At 68.1% G+C, this 23,972-nt stretch carries 27 protein-coding genes and 1 pseudogene; 10 read left to right on the top strand and 18 right to left on the bottom strand.

The window, feature by feature from the left end:
• The first annotated feature begins 237 nt into the window (after window positions 1-237).
• Together GKO32_RS07440 and GKO32_RS07435 are read left to right on the top strand one after the other, a co-directional pair.
• Window positions 238-906 (top strand): response regulator transcription factor, encoded by a 669-nt coding sequence (locus GKO32_RS07440; protein WP_312867623.1) that lies wholly within the window; start codon window positions 238-240, stop codon window positions 904-906.
• Window positions 900-2,072, top strand: coding sequence for a sensor histidine kinase (locus GKO32_RS07435; protein ID WP_154756032.1), 1,173 nt, complete (start codon window positions 900-902; stop codon window positions 2,070-2,072). Before GKO32_RS07440 ends, GKO32_RS07435 begins: the two co-directional genes overlap by 7 nt.
• Window positions 2,073-2,160: 88 nt before the next feature.
• Here GKO32_RS07435 and GKO32_RS07430 read toward each other — a convergent pair whose 3' ends face one another.
• From GKO32_RS07430 to GKO32_RS07410, 6 genes and pseudogenes are all read right to left on the bottom strand, one after another.
• Window positions 2,161-2,994, bottom strand: coding sequence for a recombinase family protein (locus GKO32_RS07430; protein WP_246243296.1), 834 nt, complete (start codon window positions 2,992-2,994; stop codon window positions 2,161-2,163).
• Between the two features lie 36 nt (window positions 2,995-3,030).
• A pseudogene (locus GKO32_RS40750) lies at window positions 3,031-3,144 on the bottom strand (zinc finger domain-containing protein); the annotation flags it as partial.
• Window positions 3,145-3,212: 68 nt separating this feature from the next.
• Window positions 3,213-3,560: a YciI family protein gene (locus GKO32_RS07425; RefSeq protein ID WP_154756031.1), complete on the bottom strand. Its 348-nt coding sequence runs from the start codon at window positions 3,558-3,560 to the stop codon at window positions 3,213-3,215.
• Between the two features lie 23 nt (window positions 3,561-3,583).
• A complete protein-coding gene (locus GKO32_RS07420; RefSeq protein WP_154756030.1) occupies window positions 3,584-4,198 on the bottom strand; it encodes a TetR/AcrR family transcriptional regulator in 615 nt (204 codons plus the stop codon).
• Window positions 4,195-5,352 (bottom strand): epoxide hydrolase family protein, encoded by a 1,158-nt coding sequence (locus tag GKO32_RS07415; protein ID WP_154756029.1) that lies wholly within the window; start codon window positions 5,350-5,352, stop codon window positions 4,195-4,197. Before GKO32_RS07415 ends, GKO32_RS07420 begins: the two co-directional genes overlap by 4 nt.
• Window positions 5,353-5,444: 92 nt before the next feature.
• Window positions 5,445-5,816, bottom strand: a complete 372-nt coding sequence (locus tag GKO32_RS07410) for a DoxX family protein (RefSeq protein WP_154756028.1) — start codon at window positions 5,814-5,816, stop codon at window positions 5,445-5,447.
• 88 nt (window positions 5,817-5,904) lie between these two features.
• On the opposite strand from GKO32_RS07410, the gene GKO32_RS07405 reads away from it, so the two are divergent.
• Together GKO32_RS07405 and GKO32_RS07400 are read left to right on the top strand one after the other, a co-directional pair.
• Complete coding sequence (locus GKO32_RS07405) at window positions 5,905-6,393, top strand: MarR family winged helix-turn-helix transcriptional regulator (protein WP_312867621.1); 489 nt, start codon at window positions 5,905-5,907, stop codon at window positions 6,391-6,393.
• A 99-nt stretch (window positions 6,394-6,492) separates the two neighbouring features.
• Window positions 6,493-7,077 (top strand): VOC family protein, encoded by a 585-nt coding sequence (locus tag GKO32_RS07400; protein WP_246243272.1) that lies wholly within the window; start codon window positions 6,493-6,495, stop codon window positions 7,075-7,077.
• On the opposite strand, the gene GKO32_RS39685 is transcribed toward GKO32_RS07400, so the two are convergent.
• Window positions 7,078-7,686 carry a TetR/AcrR family transcriptional regulator gene (locus GKO32_RS39685; protein ID WP_312867620.1) on the bottom strand — a complete coding sequence of 203 codons (609 nt, stop codon included), beginning with the start codon at window positions 7,684-7,686 and terminating at the stop codon, window positions 7,078-7,080.
• Window positions 7,687-7,776: 90 nt separating this feature from the next.
• Between GKO32_RS39685 and GKO32_RS07390 the strand changes: the two genes are divergently transcribed.
• Window positions 7,777-8,526, top strand: a complete 750-nt coding sequence (locus tag GKO32_RS07390; protein WP_154756026.1) for an SDR family NAD(P)-dependent oxidoreductase — start codon at window positions 7,777-7,779, stop codon at window positions 8,524-8,526.
• Between the two features lie 27 nt (window positions 8,527-8,553).
• The gene (locus tag GKO32_RS07385) at window positions 8,554-9,603 is read left to right on the top strand and encodes an SDR family oxidoreductase (RefSeq protein ID WP_154756025.1); all 1,050 of its coding nucleotides are present in this window, start codon (window positions 8,554-8,556) and stop codon (window positions 9,601-9,603) included.
• A gap of 45 nt (window positions 9,604-9,648) precedes the next feature.
• On the opposite strand, the gene GKO32_RS07380 is transcribed toward GKO32_RS07385, so the two are convergent.
• The 7 genes from GKO32_RS07380 to GKO32_RS07350 form a co-directional block, all read right to left on the bottom strand.
• Window positions 9,649-10,713 carry an alkene reductase gene (locus GKO32_RS07380; protein ID WP_154756024.1) on the bottom strand — a complete coding sequence of 355 codons (1,065 nt, stop codon included), beginning with the start codon at window positions 10,711-10,713 and terminating at the stop codon, window positions 9,649-9,651.
• Window positions 10,714-10,824: 111 nt separating this feature from the next.
• Window positions 10,825-11,775 (bottom strand): alpha/beta hydrolase, encoded by a 951-nt coding sequence (locus GKO32_RS07375; RefSeq protein WP_154756023.1) that lies wholly within the window; start codon window positions 11,773-11,775, stop codon window positions 10,825-10,827.
• A gap of 29 nt (window positions 11,776-11,804) precedes the next feature.
• Entirely contained in the window at window positions 11,805-12,749 is a 945-nt protein-coding gene (locus GKO32_RS07370; protein ID WP_154756022.1) for an NADP-dependent oxidoreductase, read from the bottom strand.
• A gap of 409 nt (window positions 12,750-13,158) precedes the next feature.
• A complete protein-coding gene (locus GKO32_RS07365; protein WP_312867619.1) occupies window positions 13,159-15,174 on the bottom strand; it encodes an ATP-binding protein in 2,016 nt (671 codons plus the stop codon).
• A gap of 32 nt (window positions 15,175-15,206) precedes the next feature.
• Window positions 15,207-16,076: a helix-turn-helix domain-containing protein gene (locus GKO32_RS07360; RefSeq protein ID WP_154756020.1), complete on the bottom strand. Its 870-nt coding sequence runs from the start codon at window positions 16,074-16,076 to the stop codon at window positions 15,207-15,209.
• A gap of 21 nt (window positions 16,077-16,097) precedes the next feature.
• Window positions 16,098-16,715 carry an isochorismatase family protein gene (locus GKO32_RS07355; protein ID WP_208024301.1) on the bottom strand — a complete coding sequence of 206 codons (618 nt, stop codon included), beginning with the start codon at window positions 16,713-16,715 and terminating at the stop codon, window positions 16,098-16,100.
• A 109-nt stretch (window positions 16,716-16,824) separates the two neighbouring features.
• Window positions 16,825-17,562 (bottom strand): SDR family NAD(P)-dependent oxidoreductase, encoded by a 738-nt coding sequence (locus GKO32_RS07350; RefSeq protein WP_166459422.1) that lies wholly within the window; start codon window positions 17,560-17,562, stop codon window positions 16,825-16,827.
• Window positions 17,563-17,730: 168 nt separating this feature from the next.
• On the opposite strand from GKO32_RS07350, the gene GKO32_RS39680 reads away from it, so the two are divergent.
• Window positions 17,731-17,853, top strand: coding sequence for a hypothetical protein (locus GKO32_RS39680; RefSeq protein ID WP_281353771.1), 123 nt, complete (start codon window positions 17,731-17,733; stop codon window positions 17,851-17,853).
• 19 nt (window positions 17,854-17,872) lie between these two features.
• Here GKO32_RS39680 and GKO32_RS07345 read toward each other — a convergent pair whose 3' ends face one another.
• Window positions 17,873-18,742, bottom strand: coding sequence for an SDR family oxidoreductase (locus tag GKO32_RS07345; protein ID WP_154756018.1), 870 nt, complete (start codon window positions 18,740-18,742; stop codon window positions 17,873-17,875).
• A 94-nt stretch (window positions 18,743-18,836) separates the two neighbouring features.
• Here GKO32_RS07345 and GKO32_RS07340 point away from each other — a divergent pair, with 94 nt between their 5' ends.
• Window positions 18,837-19,418, top strand: a complete 582-nt coding sequence (locus GKO32_RS07340) for a TetR/AcrR family transcriptional regulator (protein ID WP_246243271.1) — start codon at window positions 18,837-18,839, stop codon at window positions 19,416-19,418.
• A gap of 341 nt (window positions 19,419-19,759) precedes the next feature.
• Here GKO32_RS07340 and GKO32_RS07335 read toward each other — a convergent pair whose 3' ends face one another.
• The 3 genes from GKO32_RS07335 to GKO32_RS07325 all read right to left on the bottom strand — a co-directional run bounded on the left by GKO32_RS07335 (window position 19,760) and on the right by GKO32_RS07325 (window position 21,933).
• Window positions 19,760-19,909, bottom strand: a complete 150-nt coding sequence (locus GKO32_RS07335; RefSeq protein ID WP_154756016.1) for a type 2 periplasmic-binding domain-containing protein — start codon at window positions 19,907-19,909, stop codon at window positions 19,760-19,762.
• Window positions 19,910-20,431: 522 nt separating this feature from the next.
• Window positions 20,432-21,397: a TIGR03619 family F420-dependent LLM class oxidoreductase gene (locus GKO32_RS07330; RefSeq protein WP_154756015.1), complete on the bottom strand. Its 966-nt coding sequence runs from the start codon at window positions 21,395-21,397 to the stop codon at window positions 20,432-20,434.
• Window positions 21,394-21,933 carry a nuclear transport factor 2 family protein gene (locus tag GKO32_RS07325; protein ID WP_166459421.1) on the bottom strand — a complete coding sequence of 180 codons (540 nt, stop codon included), beginning with the start codon at window positions 21,931-21,933 and terminating at the stop codon, window positions 21,394-21,396. Before GKO32_RS07325 ends, GKO32_RS07330 begins: the two co-directional genes overlap by 4 nt.
• A gap of 177 nt (window positions 21,934-22,110) precedes the next feature.
• Between GKO32_RS07325 and GKO32_RS07320 the strand changes: the two genes are divergently transcribed.
• Complete coding sequence (locus GKO32_RS07320; protein WP_154756013.1) at window positions 22,111-22,911, top strand: SDR family NAD(P)-dependent oxidoreductase; 801 nt, start codon at window positions 22,111-22,113, stop codon at window positions 22,909-22,911.
• Between the two features lie 29 nt (window positions 22,912-22,940).
• Complete coding sequence (locus GKO32_RS07315) at window positions 22,941-23,951, top strand: alpha/beta hydrolase (protein ID WP_166459420.1); 1,011 nt, start codon at window positions 22,941-22,943, stop codon at window positions 23,949-23,951.
• Window positions 23,952-23,972: the final 21 nt, after the last annotated feature.

Genomic DNA, 23,972 nt, shown 5'->3' with positions numbered 1-23,972 from the left:
GGGGATCACTGCCGAGAAGATGTTACGCATGGTTCTCCGATCTCTTTCGATTGTGCCGTTTCCCGGTGTTTCCACCGGTTCTTGGCCTTGCCCGGTAAAAGTTATCCAGACACACCTATCGACGCCGTTTCATGGGCGCACGATCAACAGCACATGCCCGCGTTACGCCGGTGAAACACACCGCTTGGTATTTTGGCGAGAATAATCGAAGAAATAGTGTCGACAATGGAGGCGACCGTGCGCGTGCTCGTCGTCGAAGACGAAAGAACCCTCGCCGGTTACATCGCGGAGGGCCTTCGTGGGCAAGCGATGTCGGTCGATATCGCCTACGACGGCGACACGGCGATCGAAAAGCTCGGCACCGCCTGCTACGACGTCGTCGTGCTGGACCGGGATCTGCCGGGAACACACGGCGACGAGGTCTGCCGCCGGTTCGTCTCCGGAGGCGGACGGACCAGGGTGCTGATGCTCACCGCCATGGCCGCGGTCCGCGAACGGGTCGCCGGCCTTCGCCTCGGCGCCGACGACTACCTGGGCAAACCGTTCGACTTCGAGGAACTGGTCGCCCGGGTGGACGCGCTGGGCAGGCGCTCGCGGCCGGCCACCCCGCCGGTGCTGAGCCTGGCCGGAATCGTGCTCGACTCCGCACACCGGCGCGTGTCCCGCAGCGGCAGATACCTGTCCCTGACCCACAAGGAGTTCGGCGTGCTGGCGGCGCTGATCGCCGCGGCGGGCGCCCTTGTCAGCGCCGAAGAACTGCTCCGGTCCGTCTGGGACGAACACGCCGACCCGTTCACCAATGCCGTTCGCATGACCATGTTCCGGCTCCGCGCCAAACTCGGTAAACCGGATGTCATCGAAACCGTCCCAGGCGCCGGATACCGAATCGTGGACCCGGCATGCTGAACCGCCTCGGCATACGATGGAAACTGACGCTGCTGCAAACCGGCCTGTTCCTTGTCGCGGGCGCCGTGGTCGTCACCCTGGCCTACTTCGAAAACCAGGTAGTGATCATGCCGGCCAGGTTCACCGACGTCGAGGGCGAAACACCGGTCCCCGAGCTGGCGACCTCCGCGGGCCCCACGGGTGGCGTCGAGCTATGGCGCCGCACGACCTTGTCCAGTCTGCTGCTCCAGTGGACAGTCGCGCTGTCCGTAATGACGTTGCTGGCCGGGTTCCTGGCTTGGTGGGCCACCGGTCGCGTGCTGAACCGGGTCCAGCGGATGACCGCTCAGGCCCGTGGCATCTCCACCGCCAATCTGCACGAGCGGATCGGCGTCGAGGGTCCCCAGGACGAAATCAAGGAACTTTCGGACACCTTCGACGACCTGCTGACGCGGCTGGACGACGCTTTCCACGCGCAGGGTCGGTTCATCGCCAACGCGTCGCACGAACTGCGTACCCCGCTCGCGGTGGCTCGCACCACAATCCAGGTCGGCCTCTCCTCCACCGATCCGAAACGGGTCGAACGAGTACGCCGGGAACTGCTCCACAACAACGACCGGTGCGTCGCCTTGATCAATGGCCTGCTCACACTGGCGCACTGTGAACAGGGCTTGCATCGACGAGAGGCTGTCGCACTGGACGAGGTGGCTCGCCGGGTGGTCGCCGATCGCCCCGTCGACGACTCCACGGACGGGTCCGGGATCACCCTGCATGCGTCTGAGGTGTGCCGCGTGTGGGGGGATTCGGTGCTGTTGAGCCAACTGGTGCACAACCTGGTGGACAACGCGGTGCGCTACAACGTTCCTGGTGGGCACGTACTGATCGAGGTCCACCGGGACGGGCGACTGCGGGTCGGCAACACGGGACCGATGGTCGGCCCGAATGAGGTGGCCGGCCTGTTCGAACCGTTCCGGCGTGGCGCCGGCCGCGTCGGCACGACAGATGGCGCGGGGCTGGGCCTTTCCATCGTGCGAGCCATCGTTCGCGCACACGAAGGCCGGATCGACGCGCGAGCGAAGGAGGATGGCGGCCTCCTCATCGACGTCGCCCTGCCACCGAGCCGGACGTACGTCACCTCGGCCACCATGGCCTCCCCGCGGGAGGCGAACGAGTCACCTGCCCGCTGAGCCCCCGGCGGCAAGCGGAACCAGGTCCAGAACATCGGCACCCTAGCCACCAGCCGCGACCATCCACCTACCGGCCTCTGACCAGCAGCTACCCAAGGACACGGCAGGTTTCTGGCGTATTCCGGTCCCATCCCAACGGGCGGTACTGCACGCGCCGGACTGGACACGACGAAGGCCACGTGTTCCTGACCCAATGACGCCCCATGTCCCCGCCTCCGAAGAGCTTCGGTGGCCCGGTACCGGAGTCATGATCCGGCCGCCGCGGCGACGGGCTGGTCGTGGTCGCGCAGCATGCGCAGGACGGTGGCCGGGGAGGGGTGCTGTCCTTCTTTTTGCCGGTGGTGATGACCAGGCGTGCGGCGATGTCGCGAAGGCTGAGGTTCTGCTGGTCGCGCAGGTGCAGGGCGTGGGAGAGCATGGCGTCGTCGGTGACAGCGGCGCCGCCGATGTTCTTGCCGCGGGCGCGGGCGGCTTCGTGGCGCTCGAGGGTGCGGTCGCGGATGTACTCGCGTTCCATCCCGGACAGGGCGGCCAGCACGGTGAACACGATCCCGGTCGGGTCGTGAGAGCCCTGCAGTTCGCCGGTGAGGAATTGCAGGCCGATGCCGGCGGCGCGCAGCTGTTCGGCGAGCGTGGCCAGTTCGATGCCGCGGGCGAGGCGTTTGTGCTCGTGCACGACGAGGGTGACCGAGAGGCCGGAGGCGCGCATCTCCCGGGCGAGCGTGACGGCCTTGTCGAGTTCGGGGCGGCGCAGCGCGCGGGTGGAGATCTTCTCGGAGAACACTGGGGTGACCCCGGCGCGGGCGAGGGAGGCGAGCTGGGTGCCGAGGGACTGGCGGGCGGTGAAGGCGCGGGCGTAGCCGATCCGGCGTGCCCAGCCGGTTCGGCGCCGGCTGCCGCGGGCCGGGGCAGCTCGGTCCATGCTGTGGCCCGGCTTGCGCAGTGCGGGTGTGGCCACAGCGAGCGCCTTGGCGAGCGAGGGCACGAGCCGGAACCGCGCGGTGTGGTATTGCACCGCCACCCGCCCGGTTCCGGTCCGGCACGGCGACCCGGCCGGGGCGCAGCTCGACGTCGGGCAGTCGTGGTCCTCGACCTGGAGCTGTCAAGCGCGAGGCGGCCCGAAGCCTGACGAGAGCCTGGTCAGGCCGGGATGATCGCGTCGAACTCTTGCCGGCGGATCGTGGTCTTCCATTCGGTCACGTCGTACTTCGTAATGCCCGCATCAACCAACGGGTCCGTCGCGACCACGGCTTCCATCTCGGCCCGGTCAACCGCCCGAGCCAAGATGATTCCTCCGTCCCACGGGACAGCAGGTCCGGCGAGAAGGAAGGTCCCTTCCGCCATGTTTCGCTCGATATAGGCCCGATGCCCCTTGTACGCGTCTTCAAAAGCCTGGGGAGACTTCTGGAAATGGTGGCGCAGGACGAACAGCGTCTTGGGCACATCGCTGCCGAAGATTCGCGGCTGCGAACTCGTGGATTCGCTCATGATTCCCTTTCTTGATTTCCGGTTCAGCGCTCGACGTTGGGGAAGAAGGAGATGAGCCGTGCCACCATCTCGTCCACCGGCATCGACGGGTTGGTCCGCATCCAGTGGATGATCATCGTGAGCGTGCCGCTGGCAATGAAGCGGGCCATGTCCTCGACGTCCTTCTGGTCAAGCACGTCGGCCATGCGTTCGAAGGCCGCGACAATCGACCCGGCCAATTCGACGACCGCGGCGTCGAAAGCGCCGGAACTGCCGGGCATTTCGAGCACACTGAGATACAGGCGCCGATTCTGCACCATGTGGTCCACGGTGCGGCGCAGCATGGCGACGGAGGCCTCGCGCCAGCTGGCATAGGTGGTGCCACGCGCCTCGTGGTGCAGCGCCGAGACCGTCTGCACCATGTCACGCATGATCGCGATCGCAAGCTCGTCCAGACCGGAGAAATGCGTGTAGAACGCAGCCCGGCTGATACCGGCGCGGCGCACCACTTCGCCCACCGTCACTGCGGCTTCGTCGTCGATCGACGCGACGGCCTCGAAGATCGCTTGCCGTGTTCGCGCCACCCTCGTCGCTTGCGAGCGGCTCATGTTGCGCCGGACGTCCTCGATGGTGGAAAGTGGCGCCGGTTTCCCGGTCATGATCGCAGCGACCGGAACGTGGCACGGACGTCGTCGACGAACAGATCGGGCTGCTCGAGCGCCGCGAAGTGCCCACCGCGCGGAGCCTGGTGGTAGCGCACAAGGTCGGTGAAACGGCGCTCCAGCCATCGCCGCGACTGGCGCACCGGCTCGCCAGGGAACTGCGTATATCCGGTGGGAACGGTGATGGGATTCTCGATCGTCGCCGCCGGCGAGAAGCCCGAATTCTTCAGCTCCCAGTACGTGCGCGCTGAGGTCACGCCGGCGTTCGGAAGCCAGTAGAGCATGAAGTAGTCGAGCAGTTCGTCCTCGGTGAAGGTGTCCAAGGCGTTTTCCGGAGTGTCACATCCTTGCTGGAAGATCGTGTACAGCCACGCGGCCAGGCCGACCGGTGAGTCGGCCAGCGAGTAGCCGATCGTCTGCGGACGACTTTGCTGCTGCTGGGCGTAAGAACTGTTGTTGACCCAAAATTCCTGTGCGTCCGCCAGGATGCGCTGCTCTTCTGGTGTCGCTTCGGCCATCTCGTCCGGGCTCGGCTGGATCGTCGAGAAGTTCAGATGCATTCCCACCAGCCCCGTGGGGTTCTTCGCGGCGATCGTCTCCGATACCCCCGCGCCGAGATCCCCACCCTGGATGCCCCAGTCCGAGTACCCGAGCCGGTTCATCAGCGTTATCCACGCGTCGGCCGTCTTTCCGAACGACCAGCCGGTCGTCGTGGGCGCGCTCGAGAATCCGAAGCCCGGCATCGACGGGGCAATGACGTGAAAGGCGTCCCGGGCGTCGCCGCCGAAGGCCACGGGGTTGGTCAGGGGCCCGATCACCTTCCGGAACTCGAGCACCGATCCCGGCCAACCGTGCGTCATGAGCAGCGGCAGGGCATCGGGTTCGGGCGAGATCACGTGCAGAAAATGGACGTCTATGCCGTCGATCTCGGTCTGGAACTGACCGAAACCGTTCAGCTCCTTCTCGACCTTGCGCCAGTCGTAGCTTTCGCGCCAGTGATCGATCAGCTGCCGGAGGGTGCCGAGCCGAGGCCCCTGACTGTTGTCGTCGACGGTCTCTTTCGACGGCCAGCGCGTGAAGTTGAGCCGCGCACGCAGATCGTCGAGCTCGCGTTCGGGGATGTCGAGATGGAAGGGACGGATTTGGTTCATGTCGGCTCCTCTGTGAGTGGGCATCGTCGGCTCACTCCCCCGCGCGCCGACGATAGGCGCGTTTTAGACAGTTGTCCATCTTGCGATTCGGATCAGAACGCGTACGGCCCGAACCGCCCCCACGCCACCACCGCGGCCAGGATCAGCAGAACCCCGCTCGGCGCCAGCGCCGGGAACTCGCGGCGCTGCAGGTGCATCACCACGGCGCCGATCATCACCAGCGCCAACCCGGTCGCGGCGAGCGGAACCAGCGCCGGCGCGACGTCGAGCACGGCGGGCAGGATCACGCCGATCGCGCCCAGCACCTCCAGCGTGCCGATGACGTTGGGAGCCCAGCGCGGCACGTTCTCGGCCCAGTCCTGCGCGGCGACATACTTCTCGTGCGGCAGGGCGAGCTTGAAGAACCCTGAGAACAGGAAGGCCGCAGCGACCAGCGCCGCGATGACCCACAGAGCGATGTTCATGATTTCCCATCTCGAGAGATGACTTAAATAGTTAAGTTGACCGTAGCGACGATGAGTTAAACATGCAAGTGCTTGCTATGCTTCCGAGGTGACCGACGAACCCCGCTGGCTGACCCAGGACGAGCAACAGACCTGGGTGACCCTGTTCTCCGTGCTGATGCGCCTCCCGGGCGAGCTCGACACCCAGCTCCAGCGCGACGCCGGCATCAACCTCTTCGAATACATGATCATGGCCGCGCTCTCCCTGAGGCCGGAGCGCCGGCTGAGGATGAGCCTGCTCGCGGCCATCTCCGAGGGCTCGCTCCCCCGCCTGTCGCAGGCCATCGGCCGCCTGGAGAAGCGTGGCTGGGTGCGCCGCTCCCCCGACCCGGAGGACGGCCGCTACACCCTCGCCATCCTCACGGACGAGGGCCTGGACAAGGTCGTCGCGACGGCGCCCGGCCACGTCGCCGAGGTCCGCCGCCTGGTCTTCGATCCGCTGACCAAGGCGCAACCCCGGCAGCTGCACGACATCTGCGGCCGCATCATGCGCACGATCGACCCGGACGGCCCGTACCCCGGCGTCCGTCCTTATTAGACGGTCGTCCCGCTGACCGGGACGGAATTGTGGTCACACCCGGCTGACGCGGATTAGCCTCGCGCGGCCTGTTGAACCTCGCCAACGAAGGAGAGCAGCATGGATCGGTCCGCCATGGACGAACGGAGAATCCGGGTCGACGAGCACGCGCGCCCGGTTCCAGGGCTGCGCGGCACGGAGCACGTCGGGTTCACCGTGCCGGACCTCGAGGAGGCGATCAAGTTCTTCGTCGAGGTGCTGGGCTGCGAATACTTCTACGATCTCGGCCCGTTCCGGGACGACGACGGCACATGGTTCGCCGACAATCTGGACACGCACCCCCGGGCATGGATTCCGCGCGCGGCGCTGCTGCGTTGCGGGCACGGCTCGAACTTCGAGATCTTCGAGTTCGAGGCCCCCGATCAGACCCGCTCGATGCCGCGGATGAGCGACTGGGGCGCCGTACATCTGGCGTTCTACGTCGACGACATGGACGCCGCACTGGCCGACCTGGAACGGCGCGGTATCCGCATCCTCGGCGGCGCCAAGGACGGCGCCGGCGTCGAAGCGGGCGACGGCTCCAAGTTCGCCCATTTCCTGTCGCCGTGGGGCATGATCCTGGAATTCGTTTCCTTCCCGAACGGCAAGGACTACATGGCCGGACGTGACCGAGTCCTCTGGCATCCGCTCAATCCGTCGGCGTAACTAGACGGACAGGAAGGCACGCAGCGCAACGTCAACCGACCGCTGGAGCTCGTCGCGGCCGGCGCCGGCGGCGGCCTGAACCGCGATACCGTTCGCCATGGTCATCAGGTAGTGCGCCAGCGCCTCCGGATCAGCGTCCGGCGGCAGGTCGCCTTCGCCGACCGCTCGCCGGAACCGGTCGCGCAGGCGTGCCCGGTCCTCGTCACGCCAGGCGCGCAGGGCGTCGCGACCGGTCTCGCCGAGGTGGCCGGCAGCCATGAAGCCCTGCACGCCAAGGCATCCGGCGGGGCAGCCGGACTGGGTGGTGGCTCGGACAGAACCGGTGAGATAGGCCGTGGCCACCGCCTTGGCGGTGGGCTCGCCCAAGGCCCGGGCGGCGTAGGAGGCGGGGCCTTCGGCATAGCGCTCGAGGGCCTTGCGGAACAGGTCTTCCTTGTTGCCGTAGGCCGCGTACAAGCTGGTTTTCGTGATCCCCATGGCGCGAGCCAGCTCGCTCAGGCTGACCCCGTCATAACCCTCTTTCCAGAAGACCATCATGGCCCGCTCCAGGGCTTTGTCGGCGTCGAACCCTCGCGGCCGGCCGACAGGCGCCCGCTCGATGCCTTCCACGTCCAGCATTCTAGCACTTCTGTACCAGCCGGACTGGAACTGCTACAGTTCTGTTCTGTTCCGAACAGAACTAAACTAGGGGCTTGGGATATGAGAAGGCTCGAAGGCAAGACAGCCGTGGTCACCGGCGGCGGCACGCGGGGAATCGGCCGTGCCACCGCGGCCCGGCTGGTCGCCGAGGGAGCGCACGTGTTCATCACCGGGCGCCGCGAGGCCGAGCTGGACGAGGCTGCCGAGGCCATCGGATCCGACGTCACCGCGGTGCCCGGCGACATCACCGACCCGGCCGATCTGGACCGGTTGTACAGCACGGTCCGCGACCACGGGCAGGGTCTGGACGTGCTGTTCGCCAACGCGGCCACTGCTTCGTTCGCGACACTCGAGCAGCTCACCGAGGAGGACTTCGACCGCGTCTTCGAGGTCAACGTCAAGGGCACGCTGTTGACCGTGCAGAAGGCTCTGCCGCTGCTTAACCACGGCGCCTCAGTGATCGTGAACGCTTCGACCGCCGCCGAGCGCGGCACACCGGCATTCGGGGCGTATGCGGCGTCCAAGGCCGCCCTCCGCTCATTCACGCGGACCTGGGCCAACGAGCTCAAGGGCCGGGGCATCCGGGTCAATGCGATCTCACCGGGCCCGATCGACACCTCAGGCGTCACCGAGCTCGTCGGCGAGCAGAACTCGGCCGCCTACAAGGCCGGTGAGGGCGCCCGGGTCCCGATGGGCCGGATGGGACGTCCGGAGGAGGTCGCGGCCGCCGTGGCCTTCCTGTCCTCGGCGGACAGTAGCTACCTGATCGGCGGCAACCTCTCCGTCGACGGCGGCGAAAACCAGATCTGATCCGGTCCGATTTCACTGGAGGAATCCATGAGCTCCAACCAGACCGGCACGGTCCTGGTCACCGGCGCTTCCGGCTTCATCGCCGGGCATGTCATCGAGGAACTGCTCCGGCACGGCTACCCCGTCCGCGGCACGGTTCGCGACCTGGCGCGGACCGAGAAGGTCGCCCATCTCACCCGCCTGGCTTCCGAGCTTGGTGGGCGCCTCGATTTCGTGGCCGCCGAGCTGGACACCGACGACGGCTGGGCCGAAGCGGTCGCCGGCTGCACCCTCGTACTGCACACGGCCTCACCGAACCCGCCCACCGTTCCCCGCGACGAGAACGAGATCATCCGCCCCGCAGTCGAGGGCACGCTGCGGGTACTACGCGCCGCAGCCGCGAGCGGCACCGTCCGCCGAGTGGTCCTCACCTCGTCGTCATTGGCGATCAGCGCGGGCCGTACCGGACAGAGAGCCGCCCCGTATACGGAGGACGACTGGGCGGTTGTCGAACACAGCGCGCCTTATGGGAAAAGCAAAGCCCTCGCCGAGCAAGCCGCCTGGCAGTTCGTCGATGACCTCCCCGAAGAGCGCCGACTCGAGCTGGTCGTCGTGAATCCCGGAGTCGTCCTCGGCCCCCTGCAACGCCCCGAAGTGAGCACATCCGTCGAGGTCGTCCACCGGTTGCTGAACCATTCGATGCCGGCGGTGCCGCAGCTCAGCTTCAGTCTCGTCGATGTCCGGGACCTCGCGGTCGCTCACCGGCTCGCCATGGAAAGCCCGAAGGCGGCGGGCAACCGCTACATCTGCGCCGGCCCGGAAACCTGGATGCACGATATGGCTGCCATTTTGGCCGCCGAGTTCGGCCCCCGAGGATTCCGGGTGCCGACCCGACGCCTGCCGTACTGGGCGATGTGGATCGTCGCACACTTCGATCCGACGATCCGCCTGGCCCTCGCCTTCGTCGGCCGCACCGAGCCATTGTCCAGCCGCAAGGCGATCGACGAACTGGACTGGACCATGCGCCCGCCCGCTGAGATCCTGCGCGCTACGGGGCAGAGCCTGATCGACCACGGCCTGGTCCGCCCGCGTCGCTAGCTGTCCGCTTCGATCACCGCGAGGCGGGAAAGGGGCCGGCCCAGGTCAGCTCGCAGCCGCGGCGAGGGTGGGGTAATCGGTGTAGCCGCGGTGGTCGCCGCCGTAGAAGGTGGCCGGGTCGGCCTGGTTCAGCGGCGCGCCCGAGCGAAGGCGGGCCGCGAGGTCGGGATTCGCCAGCGCCATCGTGCCGACCGTGATGACGTCGGCCAGCCCGGCGTCGAGATCGGCGACCCGCGTGTCGAGGTCGGCGCCCGCACGATTGAGCACCAGGGCCGTCGGCCATTCCTGTCGCAGCTCTCGCAACAGTTCTTCGTCGCCGCCCTGGATCACATGCAGGTAGGCGAGGTCCACCGGCGCCAGCGCCCTGACCAGCGCGGGGTACAGGTCGCGAGTGTCGTGCTCGACCATGTCGTTGTACGGGTTGCCCGGCGAGATGCGCAGACCTGTGCGCTCGGCACCGATCTCGTCGGCCACGGCCGACACGACCTCGGTCGTGAACCGGATGCGGTTGTCGACGGAGCCGCCGTATCGGTCGGCGCGCCGGTTGGCGTTGCTGGAGAGGAACTGGTGGAGCAGATAGCCGTTGGCGCCGTGGATTTCGACCCCGTCGAAACCGGCGGTGATGGCGGCCGACGCCGCGTGGCGGAACTCGTCGACCACGCCGGCGATCTCGTCGGCGGCCAGTGCCCGGGGGGTCGGCATGTCCTGCAGCCCCGAAGCGGTGAACATCGCGCCCTTGGGCTGGATGGCCGATGGGGCGACCGGCCGGCGGCCGTGCGGGGTGTTGTCGGGGTGGGAGATGCGGCCCACGTGCATGAGCTGGACGACGATGCGCCCACCTTCGGCGTGCACGGCGCTGGTGACCTCTTGCCAGCCGGCGATATGCGCTTCGGTGTAGATGCCGGGGGTCAGCAGGTAGCCCTGCCCGTCGGCGGAGGGCTGGGTGCCTTCGGTGATGATGAAGGCCATCGACGCGCGCTGACGGTAGTACTCGCGGTTGAGGTCGGTGGGGACGCCGTCCGGCCTGGAGCGGTCGCGGGTCATCGGCGCCATGGCGAGCCGGTGCGGCAGCTCGATGGCGCCGAGGGTGATGGGGTTCCAGAGAGTCATCAGCTTTTCCTTTTCTGTGCGGTCTGGTGAACCGGGTCAGATGGACATCCGGTGACGAGGTCGGGGTCGAAGCTGAGTGTCATGATCTCGGTCTTTCGTTGCGGGAAAAGCTCAGATCGACTTGAGCACCCGGACGCGGTCGGCGATGGCGCGCCGGGCGACGTCGGAGCCGAAGGCGATGGAGTCGAACTCGTGCGGGGCTCCGGGATGGAGGTGGAACTCCACCGGCACCCCGGCGCGGCTGAGCTTGGTCGCATAGGCGGTGTCTTCGTCCCGGAAGACGTCGAGCTGGCCGACCTCGATGTAGGCCGCCGGGAGGTCGCTGGCGTCTTCGAGCCGGGCCGGGGCCGCCGTGGCGGGAACGTCGGGGCCGCCTGCGGCGTCGCCGAGCAGGGCCGGCCACGCGGTGAGGCTGTCGTCGTAGGACCACAGCACGTACGGCGCGATATGCGGGTCGGGAGTGGTGGTGCGATCGTCGAGCATCGGCATGAGCAGGATCTGGCGCGCGATCTTGGGGCCGCCGCGGTCGCGGGCGAGGATCGACACGGCCGCGGCCATCCCGCCTCCGGCGCTGTCACCCATCACCGCGATCCGCTCGGGGTCGACGCCCAGTTCGGCGGCGTGCTTGTGCAGCCACAGCAGCGCGGCGTAGGCGTCTTCGAGCGGCGCCGGGTAGGGGTGCTCGGGGGCGCGGCGGTATTCGACCGACAGCATCGGCACGCCGCTGGCGGAGACATAGCGGGCGACCGGACCGTCGAAGTGGTCGATGTGGCCGAAGATGTATCCGCCGCCGTGGAAGAACAGCACGGCCGGGCCCGGTGTCGCGCCTTTCTTGGTGTACCAGCGCATCTGGATCTGCGCGCCGTCGTCGGCGGTCGCGTGGTACTCGTTGGTCGTCACGTCGGATGGGATCGGCTGGGCCGTGCTGGCGGCACCGATGATCGGCTCCCACATGGCGCGGCGGCCCGTGATATCGCCCACCGCCGGTGGTGTGGCTTCCGCCATCGCGCCGGCCATCGGGGCCAGCGCCGCGGCGATTTCGGGATCCAAGCTGAGTGACATGGTTCCTGCCTTCCGGGATCGAGTGGGTATCAGGCGGTGGGCGGGACGACGACGACCTTGCCGTGCACCGCGCCCTCGGCGGCTCGTGCGTGCAGCGCCGGCAGCTCGGCCAGCGGCACCCGCTCGGCGACCTCGACGCGCAGCTCGCCGTGGTCGACCTGCCCGACCAGCTTCGCCAGCTGTCCGGCATCGCTGCGGACGAACAGGTCGATGCCCAGCACGCCGCGCTCCTCGTCGCTGGGTGCGGGCATCCACACCGTCGTGTTCACCACCACACCGCCCGGGCGGACCAGGGTGACCAGCGCGGCGAGTTCGGCCGGGTCGACCGGGGCCAGGTTGAGCACCACGTCGACCGGCTCGGTCACGGCCGCGGTCACGCCGGTGGTGGTGTGGTCGACGACCTCGTCGGCACCGGCCGTTTTGACCGAGTCGGCACTGCGCGGGCTCGCCGTGGCGATCACGTGGGCACGCGCGTTCTTCGCCAGCTGCACGGCGTAGCCCCCGACCGCGCCGCCGGCGCCGTTGATCAGCACTCGCTGCCCCGCCGTCAGCTTTCCGTGCTCGAACAGCGCCTGATATGCGGTCAGGCCCACCAATGGCAGCGCCGCGGCGTCGGCCAGCGGGACATTCTTGGGCGCCGATGTCAGGAGCTCGGCCGGCGCGAGAACGTACTCGGCGGCGGCGCCGTTCTTGTCCATCGGCAGGAAACCGACGACGTCGTCACCGGCCGCGAAGCCGTCCACACCCGCGCCCAGCGCGTCGACCGTGCCCGCGACGTCGATGCCGGGTGTGTGCGGCAGCTCCACTGGGATGGGTCCCTGCATGAAGCCGCCGCGGATGTTGCCGTCGACGGAGTTGAACGACGTCGCGGCGACGCGGATCCGGACCTGCCCGGCGCCGGGGACCGGCTGCTCGACGTCCTCGTAACGCAGGACGCTGGGGTCGCCGTACTCGTGGAAACGCACTGCCTTCATCGGATTTCCCACCTTCGCTTGTCGTCTTTTGCTTCGAACTCGAAGCAACTGCGGTTCACAGTACTGCCGCTTCGAATTCGAAGCAAGTGAGGTCGCTCACCGCGGTGCGCCGCTGTCGGCGGCGAGCAGCACGGGCGGACAGGACTCCGCGCTGCAGAACGTCGAAGAAAGATTCGAAGACGCCGGCGCGGTCACCGGGGAGGGCCGAGGACGAGGTCGCCCTCCGGCCACTCGAGCTGCTGCTGGTCCTCCCACTGCGCGAAGGACGGGATACTCATGGCGATCCTCGAGGTTCGTGGGCGGCACCGTTTTCCTACCCCCGACCCTGCCCGGCACCGCTGCCCGGTCTCCACGTCCAGCGGTGCTCACCCGGGCCCAACACTGCCCACGCCGAACCCGCTGAGCAGGTTCAGTGCTGCTGCAGCAGCTGCTCGATGAGGCGTTCCTTGGCCAGTGCGAGGCGGCGCCGGTACGTGCCGTAGGGCACCCCGAGCCGGCGTGCTGTTGCCTTGTGGGTGCGGGAAGCCGAGATGTAGGTGGCGGTGAGGGCCTCGTGCGCCTTCACACCGGCCGGGTCGACCTGCAATGCGTCGAGGGCGGCCGTGATGGCGCCGCGCAGGTCCGCCACCGGGTCGGCCGAACCGTGCGGCACGAGGCGCGACTGCAGCAGGACACTGGTCGCGAACTCGCGGGGAGCGTGCCAGGTGCGCAGCGCCTCGAGCACGCCCTCCTCGAACACTGCACGCGGCAGCTCATCACCCGAGCCACCGGCTGCCGGAACTGGGGTCCACCCGGCTACGGGCGCGACCGTGGTGCGCGCCCGGTGCTCCACCCACTGCTCCACGGGCTGCCGCCGCCAGTCCCTGCCGAAGACGTGCTGCTTGCGCTCGCCGACGTCCACCGCCACGACCTCCAGCAGCCCCGCCTCGGCGAGGTAACGCCGCCACCGCTCGCCGTCCTCGAAGACGGTGAAGGTCACCGCGCGTCCCCTGGTCCTCATCTCCTCGGCGATGGTGCGCCTGCTGACGAGGTCCATCAGCGGCGAGGGCCGCTGATGCCAGCCGGGCTGTACCGCGAAGCGGCGGATACCCAGATGCTCACCCTTCGCCAGGGGAGCGGCTGCCTCCACGTAGTCCCAGAGCGCCGCGATGACCGGATCCTCGGCCCGGTCATCGGGCAGCGGTGCCTCCAGCCGCAGGATGGCCATGAACGCCACCGGCGTGGCAGAGCCGGCGTAGCGGTAAACGCGGAAGGCCTCCGGCTGGCGGCGCACCCAGTGCGCGACCGCGGCCGCGGACACCCGGCCCTCCGTCTCCTCGGCCATGCGCAGCACGTCGGGCACGTCGCCGGGCCGGAGCGGGGTGTCCTCGACCTGGGGGTGTGCTCGCCACTCGTAGGGATTGTCCGAGCTGCCCTGGGTGCGGAAGAGGAACATCCACTCCGCGACGCGCATCAGGACGTCGTCCTCGGAGGCGGCGCGCACCGCCTGCAGACAGGCAACGGAGATGCGGACGCGGACGTCGTCGTAACGCTCGGGATCCCGCCAGCGCAGATCGGCCTCGAGTGTCGCCCGTACCGCGTCGTGCGGATGCAGTCCCTCAGGGGTGGCCTCGATGTAAGGCAGCTGACGGAGCCAGGAGAACACCGTCGCGGTGTCCTCATCACCCAGCACCGCGCGCAGCAGCGGCTCGCGCGTCACATAGGCCTGCGCAACCACCTCGAGGGCGCGCCGGTGAGCCGGGCTGGGCAGGTCTCCCACCAACCGCTCGACCAGGGTCGTCAGCACGTCGCCGGTGGGCTCCCACGGTGCGCCCGGCGCCGCCGCATCGGATGCGGACGCGGCGAGGGAGAGGGCCAGCGGGCTCCCCCCGGCGAAGGCGACGAAAGCGCCGCGCTGATCCTCCGGGACCCCGCGCGCGGCGAGCAGGGCATCGGACTCGGCAGCGTCGAGCGGTCGCACAACCAGGTGCGTGAACAGCTGCGCCCAGCCGGGATCCAGCAACCATTCGGCATCGGGAGCGACCCTGCTCGCCAGCACGACAACCGCACCCTCGGCGAGCCGCAGCAGGAACGTGTCGCGCAGCCACGGCTCCAGTCCCTGGCAGTGTTCGAAGGTGTCGATGAGCAGCACCGCACCGGGCTCGACGCACGCCAGGCCGGCGGCCTCCTCGATCCGGCGCGGATCGGCGTCGAGAAACCGGGCGTCGACCTGCACCACGCGGCGGCCGGCACGCTCCGCCTGCGCGGCCGCATAGCGCAACAGCGAAGACTTGCCGATGCCACCAGGACCATGAAGGTAGGCCACGAGTGGTGCGTTTACCGCACCCGACAGCATCCGGTCGAGCACCGCCCGCTCCGGCTCCCTGCCCACCAGTGCGCCGGCTCGTGCCGCCGCCAGGCGGGCAGCCAGTCCCGTAGCACTCACTGCACGCTCCCTTCTCCGCGGACACCGGTCGGTCAGGGTGGGCCGGCTGGTCCCACTTTGACGACGGCCGGCTTGCCGGCGACGCTCACGATCTCACCAAGCCGCGCCGCGTCGGCCGAGCCCGGGGCCGCCGTGAGGACCACCGCCATCAGATCGTCACCTGGCACCTCGAGAAGATTGCCGTCGAGCTTGATCTCGCCACCGTCCGGATGACGAAACACGGCACGATTCTCATACGCCGCAACTGTTTTCGGCGTGCGCCACAAGGTGTCGAACGGACGGCTCGTGCTCCTCAGCTCGTCGACGAGCTCGGCGAGCGACGCGTCAGCCGGATAGCGCGTGTAGGTGCTGCGCAGCCGGGCGACGAGCATCGCCTGGAAACCGGCCTTGCGCTCCTCGGTCCGGCTGATTCCGCCGAGTGCGTTGCGGAACGTGCGCCACGCGACGTTCCAGTCCCGGGCGTGCCCGGCCGGCGCCCCGCATTCCAGCGCCATCCACGCACCGTTGACGGCGACCACGTTCCAGGCCGCGTCGGACAGGAACGCGGGGGTGTCGCCGAACCGGTCCAGCAGCCGCATCGCCGCCGCCCCGGCCTCGCGCGGCACCTGCCCGTCCACCGCGGCATACCCGGCCAGCGCGCAGAGCCGTTCGTACTCCGCCCGCCCCACCCGCAACGCACGCGCGATGGCGCTCACCACACTGGCCGAAGGGTGACGGCGTCCCTGCTCCAACCGCCGCACGTAGTCCGCCGACACCCCGACCAGCTCGGCGAGCTCTTCCCGCCGCAACCCGCGAGCCCGCCGCCCACCAGGTGACGCTCCGCCGGCCGGCAATCCGACGGCGGCCGGCTCCGTGGTTTCGCGCAACCAGCGCACCGCAACGCCGAAATCGTGCAAAGCCATGTCACGAGTCTGCTACAGGGTTCAGAAAGTGCCGAGGTGGGCAAGGACTTCCTCGGAGGTGACCTGGGCCAGTCGCCCGCCGCGTTCGGTGCTCCAGTCGACGGCGAGCTCCGCGATCAGCGACGCGGCCGTTGTGGTCAGTGCGCCAACGCGTTCCCATGCGCGCACAGCGACCTCCTCCGCGGTGCGATGAGGCGACCCGCCGGCATCCTGGACGACCTTCACCGTGAATCCGGCCTCGGTCATGCTGATGGCGGGCGCAACGGTGCAGACATCGTTGGTGACCCCGGCGAGGATCACGTTGCGGCGCTCCCCCGCGGCGCCGAGGGCAGCGGCACGGAACTCCGGGTCGTCCCAGGCGTTCGCGACGCCACTACGGCGCACCCGCTTCTCGTACTGTTCCGGCAGGATTTCTCTCAGGTCCTCGATCAGCGGCCCCTGCATCTGATCCTCCTGACTGGAGGTCAGCACGACGGGCATATCCAGCACCTTCGCCACCCGCGCCAGGGCACGGGCATTGAGCACGACGCCGGCGCGCGGCACGTTGCGCACGAAATCCAGCGTGCCCTCCTGGTGGTCGATGAGAAGCATGAACGTGTCATCCGGGGTGAAGCGGACGTGATTCGAACGCATGTTCATCAATTCAGCTTCTTCCCCTCGGTGTTTTTCATTTCCTTGATCCACATGGACCAGGATCGTGGCCCCGGGCTCGGTCAGCCTGGGCCAACTTGTCCCACGGAAGGTGTCGTCAGGCGATGGCGCCGAGCAGGTAGCCGCCGTCGGCGAGGATTTCCGAGCCGGTGGCGAAGCGGGCTTGGTCGGAGGCGGCGAAAAGGATGAAGTCGGCGATCTCTTCGGGGGCGGCGTTGCGCGGGACGGCGAGGTTGTCGACGGGGACGATCGGCTTGCCGTCGGGGTCGTAGGCCAGGGGTGTTTCGATGATGCCCGGGTGGACCGAGTTGACCCGGATGTTGTCGCGGGCCAGGCCTTTCGCGGCCGCGCGCATGAGGCCGCGCAGTGCCCATTTGCTGCTGCTGTAGGCGACGAGTTCGGGCGCGGCGGTGAGCCCGGCGATGGAGTTGACGTTGACGATCGCGCCACCTCCGGCCTTGCGCATCGACGGGGCCGCGGCGCGGATACCGAGCAGCGCACCGGTGAGGTTGGTGTCGATGACGCGCCGAAACTCGTCGAGAGGGATGCTCTCAGTGGTGCCGATGCGCAAGTAGGCGGCGTTGTTGATCAGGATGTCCAGTGGCCCGAAGCGCTCCTCGGTCCGGGCGATCGCGTCAGTCCACTCGGTCTCGCTGGTGACGTCGAGGCGGACGCCGACGCTGTTGCCGCCGGCCTTCTCGGCGACCTCGTGGTAGCGGCTGCGGGACGCGGCGACGACGTTCGCGCCGGCCTGCGCGAACTGGACGGACAGCGTGGTGCCCAGCGCGCCGGATGCGCCGGTGATCAGGACGGTCTTGCCGGTGAAATCGACCATGACGGACTCCGTAAGTTGTTGGGCGGCCCGGGAGGGCCGGATGTGGTTGATGACGCTTGCCCTTGGTGGTTCGGCTGATTGAGATGCGCGTTTCGGTCGCTGTTTACGGAGGTGACGGCGGGGTGTTCCGCGGGCCAACGGAAGATCGCCGAGTTCGAGGAGACGTGCTTGAGCAGGCAGCGGACCCGGGTCTGGGCAGGGATCGACGCCCGCCGAGTCGACGTGCCGCGGGCGCTGCTGCGTGACAACCCACTGTTCACTCCCGCCCAGCCGGCCACGCCGGCGGCTTGACAACTTCATTGAGATTCCGTCAGCGGGAGGTGGTGAGGGTAGGTGCGTGGACAACGTCGTCTGCGTCGGTGGAGTAGGCGAGGCTTCGCCCGGACTCCAGGGCTTCGAGGCGGTCGCGCAGGGCTGTGGTCGCCAGCTCGTAGGCGTCGGAGCCCAACGTCAGGCGGAGCGGCGCCTCGGCCTGATCGGCGGATGCGATGACGGCCGCCGCGATCTTCGCGGGGTCGCCAGGTGTGGGCAGCGGTGGCAGTTCGCCGGAGAGCACGCGTCGCAGCTGCCCGGACGGGCCGTCGGCGTATTCGGGCAGTGCCGCGGCGAGGACGGCGCTGCCTGCGCCGAAGTTGGTGCGGGACATGCCGGGTTCGACGATCGTGACGCCGATACCGAACGGCGCGAGCTCGCGGGCGGAGGACTCCCAGAATCCCTCGATTCCCCACTTGGTGGCGTGATACAGGCTCATGGCGGGGAAGGCGATCTGCCCGCCGACGCTGGCGATCTGGATATAGCGTCCGCCGCCCTGGTTGCGTAGGTGCGGGGTGGCGGCTCGGGCGAGCTGGATCGACGCCGTGAGGTTGGTCGCGATCTGCCGGTCGATCTGCTCGTCGGTGAGTTCCTCGGGCGCCCCGAAAAGCCCGTAGCCGGCGTTGGATACCACGACGTCGATGCGGCCGAGATCGGTGAACGCACGGTTTACGACGTCGCGCAGCGCGGTCGTATCGGTGACGTCCAGGCGAGCACGCCAGAGCTGTTCGCCGTAGTGGGAGGCCAGGTCGTCGAGGGTCTCGGTGCGTCGCGCGGTGGCGGCGACGCGATCGCCTCGTGCGAGCAGTTGTTCGGTGAGCTGCCGGCCGAAGCCGGAGGACGTGCCGGTGATGAACCAGGTGCGCATTTGAGGTGTCCCCTTCGTCTGTAACTAACTGGATATATTCATACCGGAGGCAGGGCCGAATGTAAACCACTGGTTAGTTATGTACGATCGATGGATGCCACCCGACGCCACCGACACCAAGCGGCGACTCAAGAAGGCGGCGGTCGACGAGTTCGCCCGGTACGGTCTGGCCGGTGCCCGGGTCGACCGCATCGCCGAGAACGCCGCGGCCAACAAGCGGTCGATCTACATGCATTTCGGCACCAAGGAAGAACTGTTCGACCAGGTCGTCGGCGAAACCTTCCTGGAGCTCGCGGCATCGATCACCTTCGGCGACGATCACCTCATCGGCTACGCCGGCGACCTGTTCGACCGTCTGGAAAAATGGCCCCACGTCCGGCGGCTCTACCTGTGGGCAGGGCTGGAACGAGAACAGTCCTTCGAGCCCGAGGTCACGGGATACCGCAGCAGGGCCGTCGCGATCGCAGCCGCTCAGGAAGCGGGAAAACTTCGCTCCGACATCCCTCCGGCGGAACTCATGGCCATGGTGATCGGAGTGGTGATCAGCTGGGACAGCGCCGCCTGGTCCCTGAAGGCACTACAACCAGAATTCGGCTGCCACGACCCCGCCAGCCGCCGGGCCGCTGTAGTGAGCGCCGTCGCCGGACTCGTTCAGCCACCCCGCTCCCACTCCTGAGGCAATTCAACGGCACCGACACGGAGCAGCCCGGCTACCGAGCGACCTTCGGCGCGGAAGCCGCCCGCCGTAGCCACAAAGGACAGGCTTTCGGCCCCTGGAAACAACGCTCGGCGCTGGCGGTGGCGCCGTCGAACTGGGCTTTTGGCGTAGTCCGGCGGAAGCTGCCGGGTCGAGATACCGCGCCGCGACAGTGCCGGGAACGGTTCGAGCATCCGGCGCGACCCTTTCCCCCTGGGGCCGCCCTCGCCCCGTCGTGGCACCCAGCCTGCGCCACGCGGCCGGGCGCGTCCATTGCCCCGATCCGATACGCCACGTCGATCTGATTGATGAACAGCGACTCAGGCGAGGAGTATCGCGCTGTGGTGGAGCTGCGCGCGCAGCCAATCGTGGCCCGCGCCGACGCCCCGCCGCGGTGACCAGATCAGCAGCTCGCGGATCGCGGCGATCGGGGTCGGCGGCCGCAGGCTCCGGAACCGGGCCTCGTCCATCAGCAGCGTCGCGAGCCGTAGATCGCGAGGTCGGCCAGCCCGCGCGGACGTTCTCCAGGATGCCGCCGTCGACCGGGGTAACCCGCACGCTCGCCTCCGGCGCAATCGTGGTCAGCCGCTCGATCAGCGGGCGCAGCAGGATGACCGCGACATAACCGCTTGCGGCGATGGTGAAGCCTCGGCGCGAAGACGCGGGTTCGAACGCCGATCCGGAGTTGAGCACCAGCTCGGCCTCGTGCGGATCGTCGCGAGCGGTTCACACAGCGACTCCGCGACGCGGCTGCCCGATCCGCAGCTGTTCGGCCGTGCGGCTGACATTCTCCTCCGCCAGCAACGTGTCCAGCGCGTCCCGGCAGGCGGCGCAGGAGCTGTCCGATCAGCAGCGCGCAGACCAGCAGCACCAGGCTGGTGCCGTCGCACGGCTATGCGGCGGCGTTGTCGGCGGAGCTGCCGATCGCGCCCATGGACTGGACCACCCCGGCGTCCCGGCAGGCCCGGGACGTGTATCGGGCAGCCCGCGAGTCATCCCCGGAAATGCGGGAGCACATCTTCGGCGTAGCGTTGCATCTGCTCCAGCGTCTCGTCGAGATCGTTGCTCTGCAGGTGCAGCGTGAGACCGGTCATCCCGTGGTCGGCGTAGCTGCCGATGTCGTCGATCGCGGAGGCGGTGTCACCGTAGAACGGCACCCGGGTGTCCGCGGATCCGTCGCGGGGAAAGCGCCCCGGCCACAGCACGACGTCGATGTCGCTGAGGTCCCGGCCTTCGTCGTCGCATGCTCGTCGTAGCGAGTCCATGGCGGTCGTGAACCCGTCCACAGTGTCCAGTGGTACCCGCGGCGACGTGGTCGCGGGGCACCACCCGTCGGCGTACTTCGCCACCCGGCGGATGGAACGCTTGCTCTCACCGCCGATCCAGACCGGGATCTTCCTGTGCACCGGCTTCGGCTCGAAAGCGATGCCGCCGAAGTCGACGAAATCCCCGGCGAAATGCGGTTCGTCCTCGCCGAACAGGACTCGGAAAGCCGCGAGGTATTCGTCGAGGACCTTGCCCCGAGCCGCATAGTGCGGGTTCTGGAGCGCGTCGTACTCCTCTTTCAGCCAGCCCGGGCCGACTCCCGCGATCACCCGTCCGCCCGAGAGGATGTCAGCGGTCGCCAGCATTTTCGCGGCCAGCACGGGCGGGCGGTACGGCAGGACGAGCACCATCGTCGCCAGGCCGATCTTCTCGGTGCAGCCGGCGAGGAAAGACAACGACGTCAGCGTCTCGAGCGAGTTCGCGATCACCTCACCGTCCTTCTTCAGCCAGTGCGGGCCGACCTCGCCGGACTCGGTATACGGGTAGCGCGACTCGACCTGCGCGGGGTGGACCACCCTGTCGTTGAGCCCGACCCAGTCGTAGCCGAGAGACTCCGCGGTCTGAGCGATCCGCTGAAGCGCGTCGCGGCTCGCGACCGGCGACTTCAGCAGCACAGCGATTCCGAACTTCACTTTTCCTCGACTCTCGCTTGGTTTCGCACCTGCGTGAACAGCGCGGCCGACGGATCCTTTTCGCGACGGCCACCCGTGACGTACGGCAGCGCGCCGGCCAGATCCGATCCGAAAAGGGGTGAACGCGCCACGTCTACGACGATCTCCCGGGCGGCGATCCGCCACTCGCCGTTCCGGCGCTCGAACCGGTCCAGGTAGCGCCCGCCGACGAGCTCGTGTTCTCCGCCGCGCTCCTCGGACTGCGCGTTGAACAGGAGGAAGTAGCTCTCCACCGCGGCGACGTCGCCATCGACGACGGCGTGGACGTTGGTGATGTGATGCTGGCCCACGCGCGGAGTCTCGTCGAAGCGTTGCACCAGCATCGGGACGATGTGCTCCGGGCCGCCTGGGCCATGGCTGTCGGTCGCGTCGGGATGGAACGCACTGAACATGGCGTCCGCGTCACCCCGGTCGACGCCACGGCAGAACCGGTACAGGGCGTCCCTGATGGCCAGCTGGGCAAGGACCTCGGCCAGCGCATCCCCCGGCTCGCTCACGGCGCACCTCCGTTCGATCAACGCCCAGCCAGTATAAGTGTCAACATATTATGGGTGCAAACCCATGTAGTGGGGCAACTGAAGACGCAAGGAGCGTAAAAGTGCTGACACTAATTCGTCGACCGTGATAGCCTCCCCCGATCGAGGCGCCGCGTACGCGGCTCGGAGGGAGTTCCAATGGCGGAACGTCTGGCAGGCAAGGCCGCACTGGTCTTCGGAGCGGGCTCGGTAGGTCCGGGCTGGGGCAACGGCAAGGCGGCAGCGGTCGCTTTCGCACGTGAGGGCGCCGCGGTGTTCTGCGTGGACGTGAACCGCGACGCCGCCGAGGAGACGGCGTCCCTCGCCCGCGCGGAAGGCATCAAGGCCTACGCCGCGGCCGCGGATGCGACCAAAGCCGAGGACGTCGCTCGCGTGGTCGCCGAATGCGAGCGGGCGACCGGCACCATCGACATCCTGCACAACAACGTCGGCATCGCCGAGTTCGGTTCGGTGCAGGATCTCGACGAGTCCGTGTGGGACCGGGTCATGAGCGTGAACGTCAAGTCCGCTTTCCTCACGATGAAGCACGTGATTCCGGTCATGGCCCAGCAGCACAGCGGCGCGATCGTGAATATCGCGTCGATCTCCGGAATTCGCTACATGGGCATGCCTTATTCCGCGTATTACGCGTCGAAAGCGGCCGTGCTGCACCTGACCAGGACCACCGCCGTGGAGGTCGCTCCGCTGGGAATCCGCGTCAACGCGATTCTCCCGGGCATGATGCAGACCCCGCTCATCGAAAAAGTCGCCCGCGAAAACGGTCTCTACTCCGGCGATACCGAACAGATGTGGCGGACGCGTGCGGCCGAGGTGCCTTTGGGACTGGGGGGCACGGGCTGGGACATCGCCTGGGCAGCCGTATTCCTCGCCAGCGACGAAGCCCGCTACATCACGGGCGCGGACCTCGTCGTCGACGGCGGGGTTTCACTGAAATGGTAAATGATTCGGCCGACTATTCGGGAGTTCACATGGCGACGCCGGACCTGGGACACAAGCAAGAACTCGGCATCGAAATGCGAGAACTGCACATTCCGGTGAGCCTGGCGCCGGGAGAACCAACGGAACACGAGGTCTACGCCGAACTGTGCGTGCCGGCCGATGGCGCACCCACCGTCGTCCAGGTTCTCCTGCACGGAGCAATCTACAACGGCACCTACTGGGACTTCCCGTACCAGCCGGAGCGCTATTCCTACGTCGACCACATGGTTTCCCGGGGGTACGCGACGCTGAACGTCGACCGCATCGGAAACGGGCGCAGTACGCGACCGCACAGCACGCGGGTCGACCTGGACTCCAACGCCTTCGTGATCCACCAGCTCGTGACCGCGCTGCGCGACGGGAGCCTCGGCCGGCCCTTCGAGCGGGTCGTCCTCGCCGGCCACTCCTACGGAACGCTCGTGGCGTCCCGCGCGGCCGCGGTCCACGGCGATGTCGACGCCCTGATCCTCACGTCCGCCCTGCACACCACCAGCCCGGCCGGCGCCGCCGCGATGGGCGGGAACATCGCCGCGTACGCGGCTTCGCAGGAGCCGAAGTTCGCGCACCTCGACGACGGATACAAGACCAGCAAACCCGGTACCCGCGCGGAGATGCTCTACCTGGCCGAGAATGCCGATCCCGCTGTCATCGCGCTCGACGAGGAGTTGAAGGAGACGGTGTCGTTCAGCGAGATGGCCCACCTGGAACGGTGGCAGACCGACGACACAACCCGCGGCGTCGCCGTGCCTACCCTCGTGGCCGTCGGTGACCACGACATCGTCTGGTGTGGACCCGACGCGGTCGACTGTTCCACCGCGGAGTCGGTGCGCGCCGCCGAGGCCAAGTACTACGCGCCGGAAGCGCAGCTCGAGGTGTTCGTGCTCCGCGACTCGGGCCACGACCTGAACCTGCAGCTCAACTCGGACGTCTGGTTCGCCGCGGCGACGGACTGGCTCGCCGCCCGTGCGCGAACCTGGGCGCCCGCAAGCGAAGCACACTGACGCCGGCATCGACGAGAACCG

It is taken from the genome of Amycolatopsis pithecellobii (genome assembly GCF_009707865.1).
Classification (GTDB): domain Bacteria; phylum Actinomycetota; class Actinomycetes; order Mycobacteriales; family Pseudonocardiaceae; genus Amycolatopsis_E; species Amycolatopsis_E pithecellobii.
This window is presented reverse-complemented; position numbering and strand designations above follow the sequence as displayed.

What these genes read in the sequence shown, in the direction of transcription:
- GKO32_RS07350 (WP_166459422.1), bottom strand. Translation starts at nt 17,562, where the DNA reads ATGGTCGATTTCACCGGCAAGACCGTCCTGATCACCGGCGCATCCGGC.
- GKO32_RS07375 (WP_154756023.1), bottom strand. Translation starts at nt 11,775, where the DNA reads ATGTCACTCAGCTTGGATCCCGAAATCGCCGCGGCGCTGGCCCCGATG.
- GKO32_RS07410 (WP_154756028.1), bottom strand. Translation starts at nt 5,816, where the DNA reads ATGAACATCGCTCTGTGGGTCATCGCGGCGCTGGTCGCTGCGGCCTTC.
- GKO32_RS07380 (WP_154756024.1), bottom strand. Translation starts at nt 10,713, where the DNA reads ATGACTCTCTGGAACCCCATCACCCTCGGCGCCATCGAGCTGCCGCAC.
- GKO32_RS07320 (WP_154756013.1), top strand. Translation starts at nt 22,111, where the DNA reads ATGGCGGAACGTCTGGCAGGCAAGGCCGCACTGGTCTTCGGAGCGGGC.
- GKO32_RS07315 (WP_166459420.1), top strand. Translation starts at nt 22,941, where the DNA reads ATGGCGACGCCGGACCTGGGACACAAGCAAGAACTCGGCATCGAAATG.
- GKO32_RS07345 (WP_154756018.1), bottom strand. Translation starts at nt 18,742, where the DNA reads ATGCGCACCTGGTTCATCACCGGCACGTCCTCCGGCTTCGGCCGGCAG.
- GKO32_RS07420 (WP_154756030.1), bottom strand. Translation starts at nt 4,198, where the DNA reads ATGACCGGGAAACCGGCGCCACTTTCCACCATCGAGGACGTCCGGCGC.
- GKO32_RS07435 (WP_154756032.1), top strand. Translation starts at nt 900, where the DNA reads ATGCTGAACCGCCTCGGCATACGATGGAAACTGACGCTGCTGCAAACC.
- GKO32_RS07355 (WP_208024301.1), bottom strand. Translation starts at nt 16,715, where the DNA reads ATGAACATGCGTTCGAATCACGTCCGCTTCACCCCGGATGACACGTTC.
- GKO32_RS07370 (WP_154756022.1), bottom strand. Translation starts at nt 12,749, where the DNA reads ATGAAGGCAGTGCGTTTCCACGAGTACGGCGACCCCAGCGTCCTGCGT.
- GKO32_RS07360 (WP_154756020.1), bottom strand. Translation starts at nt 16,076, where the DNA reads ATGGCTTTGCACGATTTCGGCGTTGCGGTGCGCTGGTTGCGCGAAACC.
- GKO32_RS07415 (WP_154756029.1), bottom strand. Translation starts at nt 5,352, where the DNA reads ATGAACCAAATCCGTCCCTTCCATCTCGACATCCCCGAACGCGAGCTC.
- GKO32_RS07425 (WP_154756031.1), bottom strand. Translation starts at nt 3,560, where the DNA reads ATGAGCGAATCCACGAGTTCGCAGCCGCGAATCTTCGGCAGCGATGTG.
- GKO32_RS07430 (WP_246243296.1), bottom strand. Translation starts at nt 2,994, where the DNA reads ATGGACCGAGCTGCCCCGGCCCGCGGCAGCCGGCGCCGAACCGGCTGG.
- GKO32_RS07335 (WP_154756016.1), bottom strand. Translation starts at nt 19,909, where the DNA reads ATGGACGAGGCCCGGTTCCGGAGCCTGCGGCCGCCGACCCCGATCGCC.
- GKO32_RS07400 (WP_246243272.1), top strand. Translation starts at nt 6,493, where the DNA reads ATGGATCGGTCCGCCATGGACGAACGGAGAATCCGGGTCGACGAGCAC.
- GKO32_RS07390 (WP_154756026.1), top strand. Translation starts at nt 7,777, where the DNA reads ATGAGAAGGCTCGAAGGCAAGACAGCCGTGGTCACCGGCGGCGGCACG.
- GKO32_RS07340 (WP_246243271.1), top strand. Translation starts at nt 18,837, where the DNA reads ATGCCACCCGACGCCACCGACACCAAGCGGCGACTCAAGAAGGCGGCG.
- GKO32_RS07385 (WP_154756025.1), top strand. Translation starts at nt 8,554, where the DNA reads ATGAGCTCCAACCAGACCGGCACGGTCCTGGTCACCGGCGCTTCCGGC.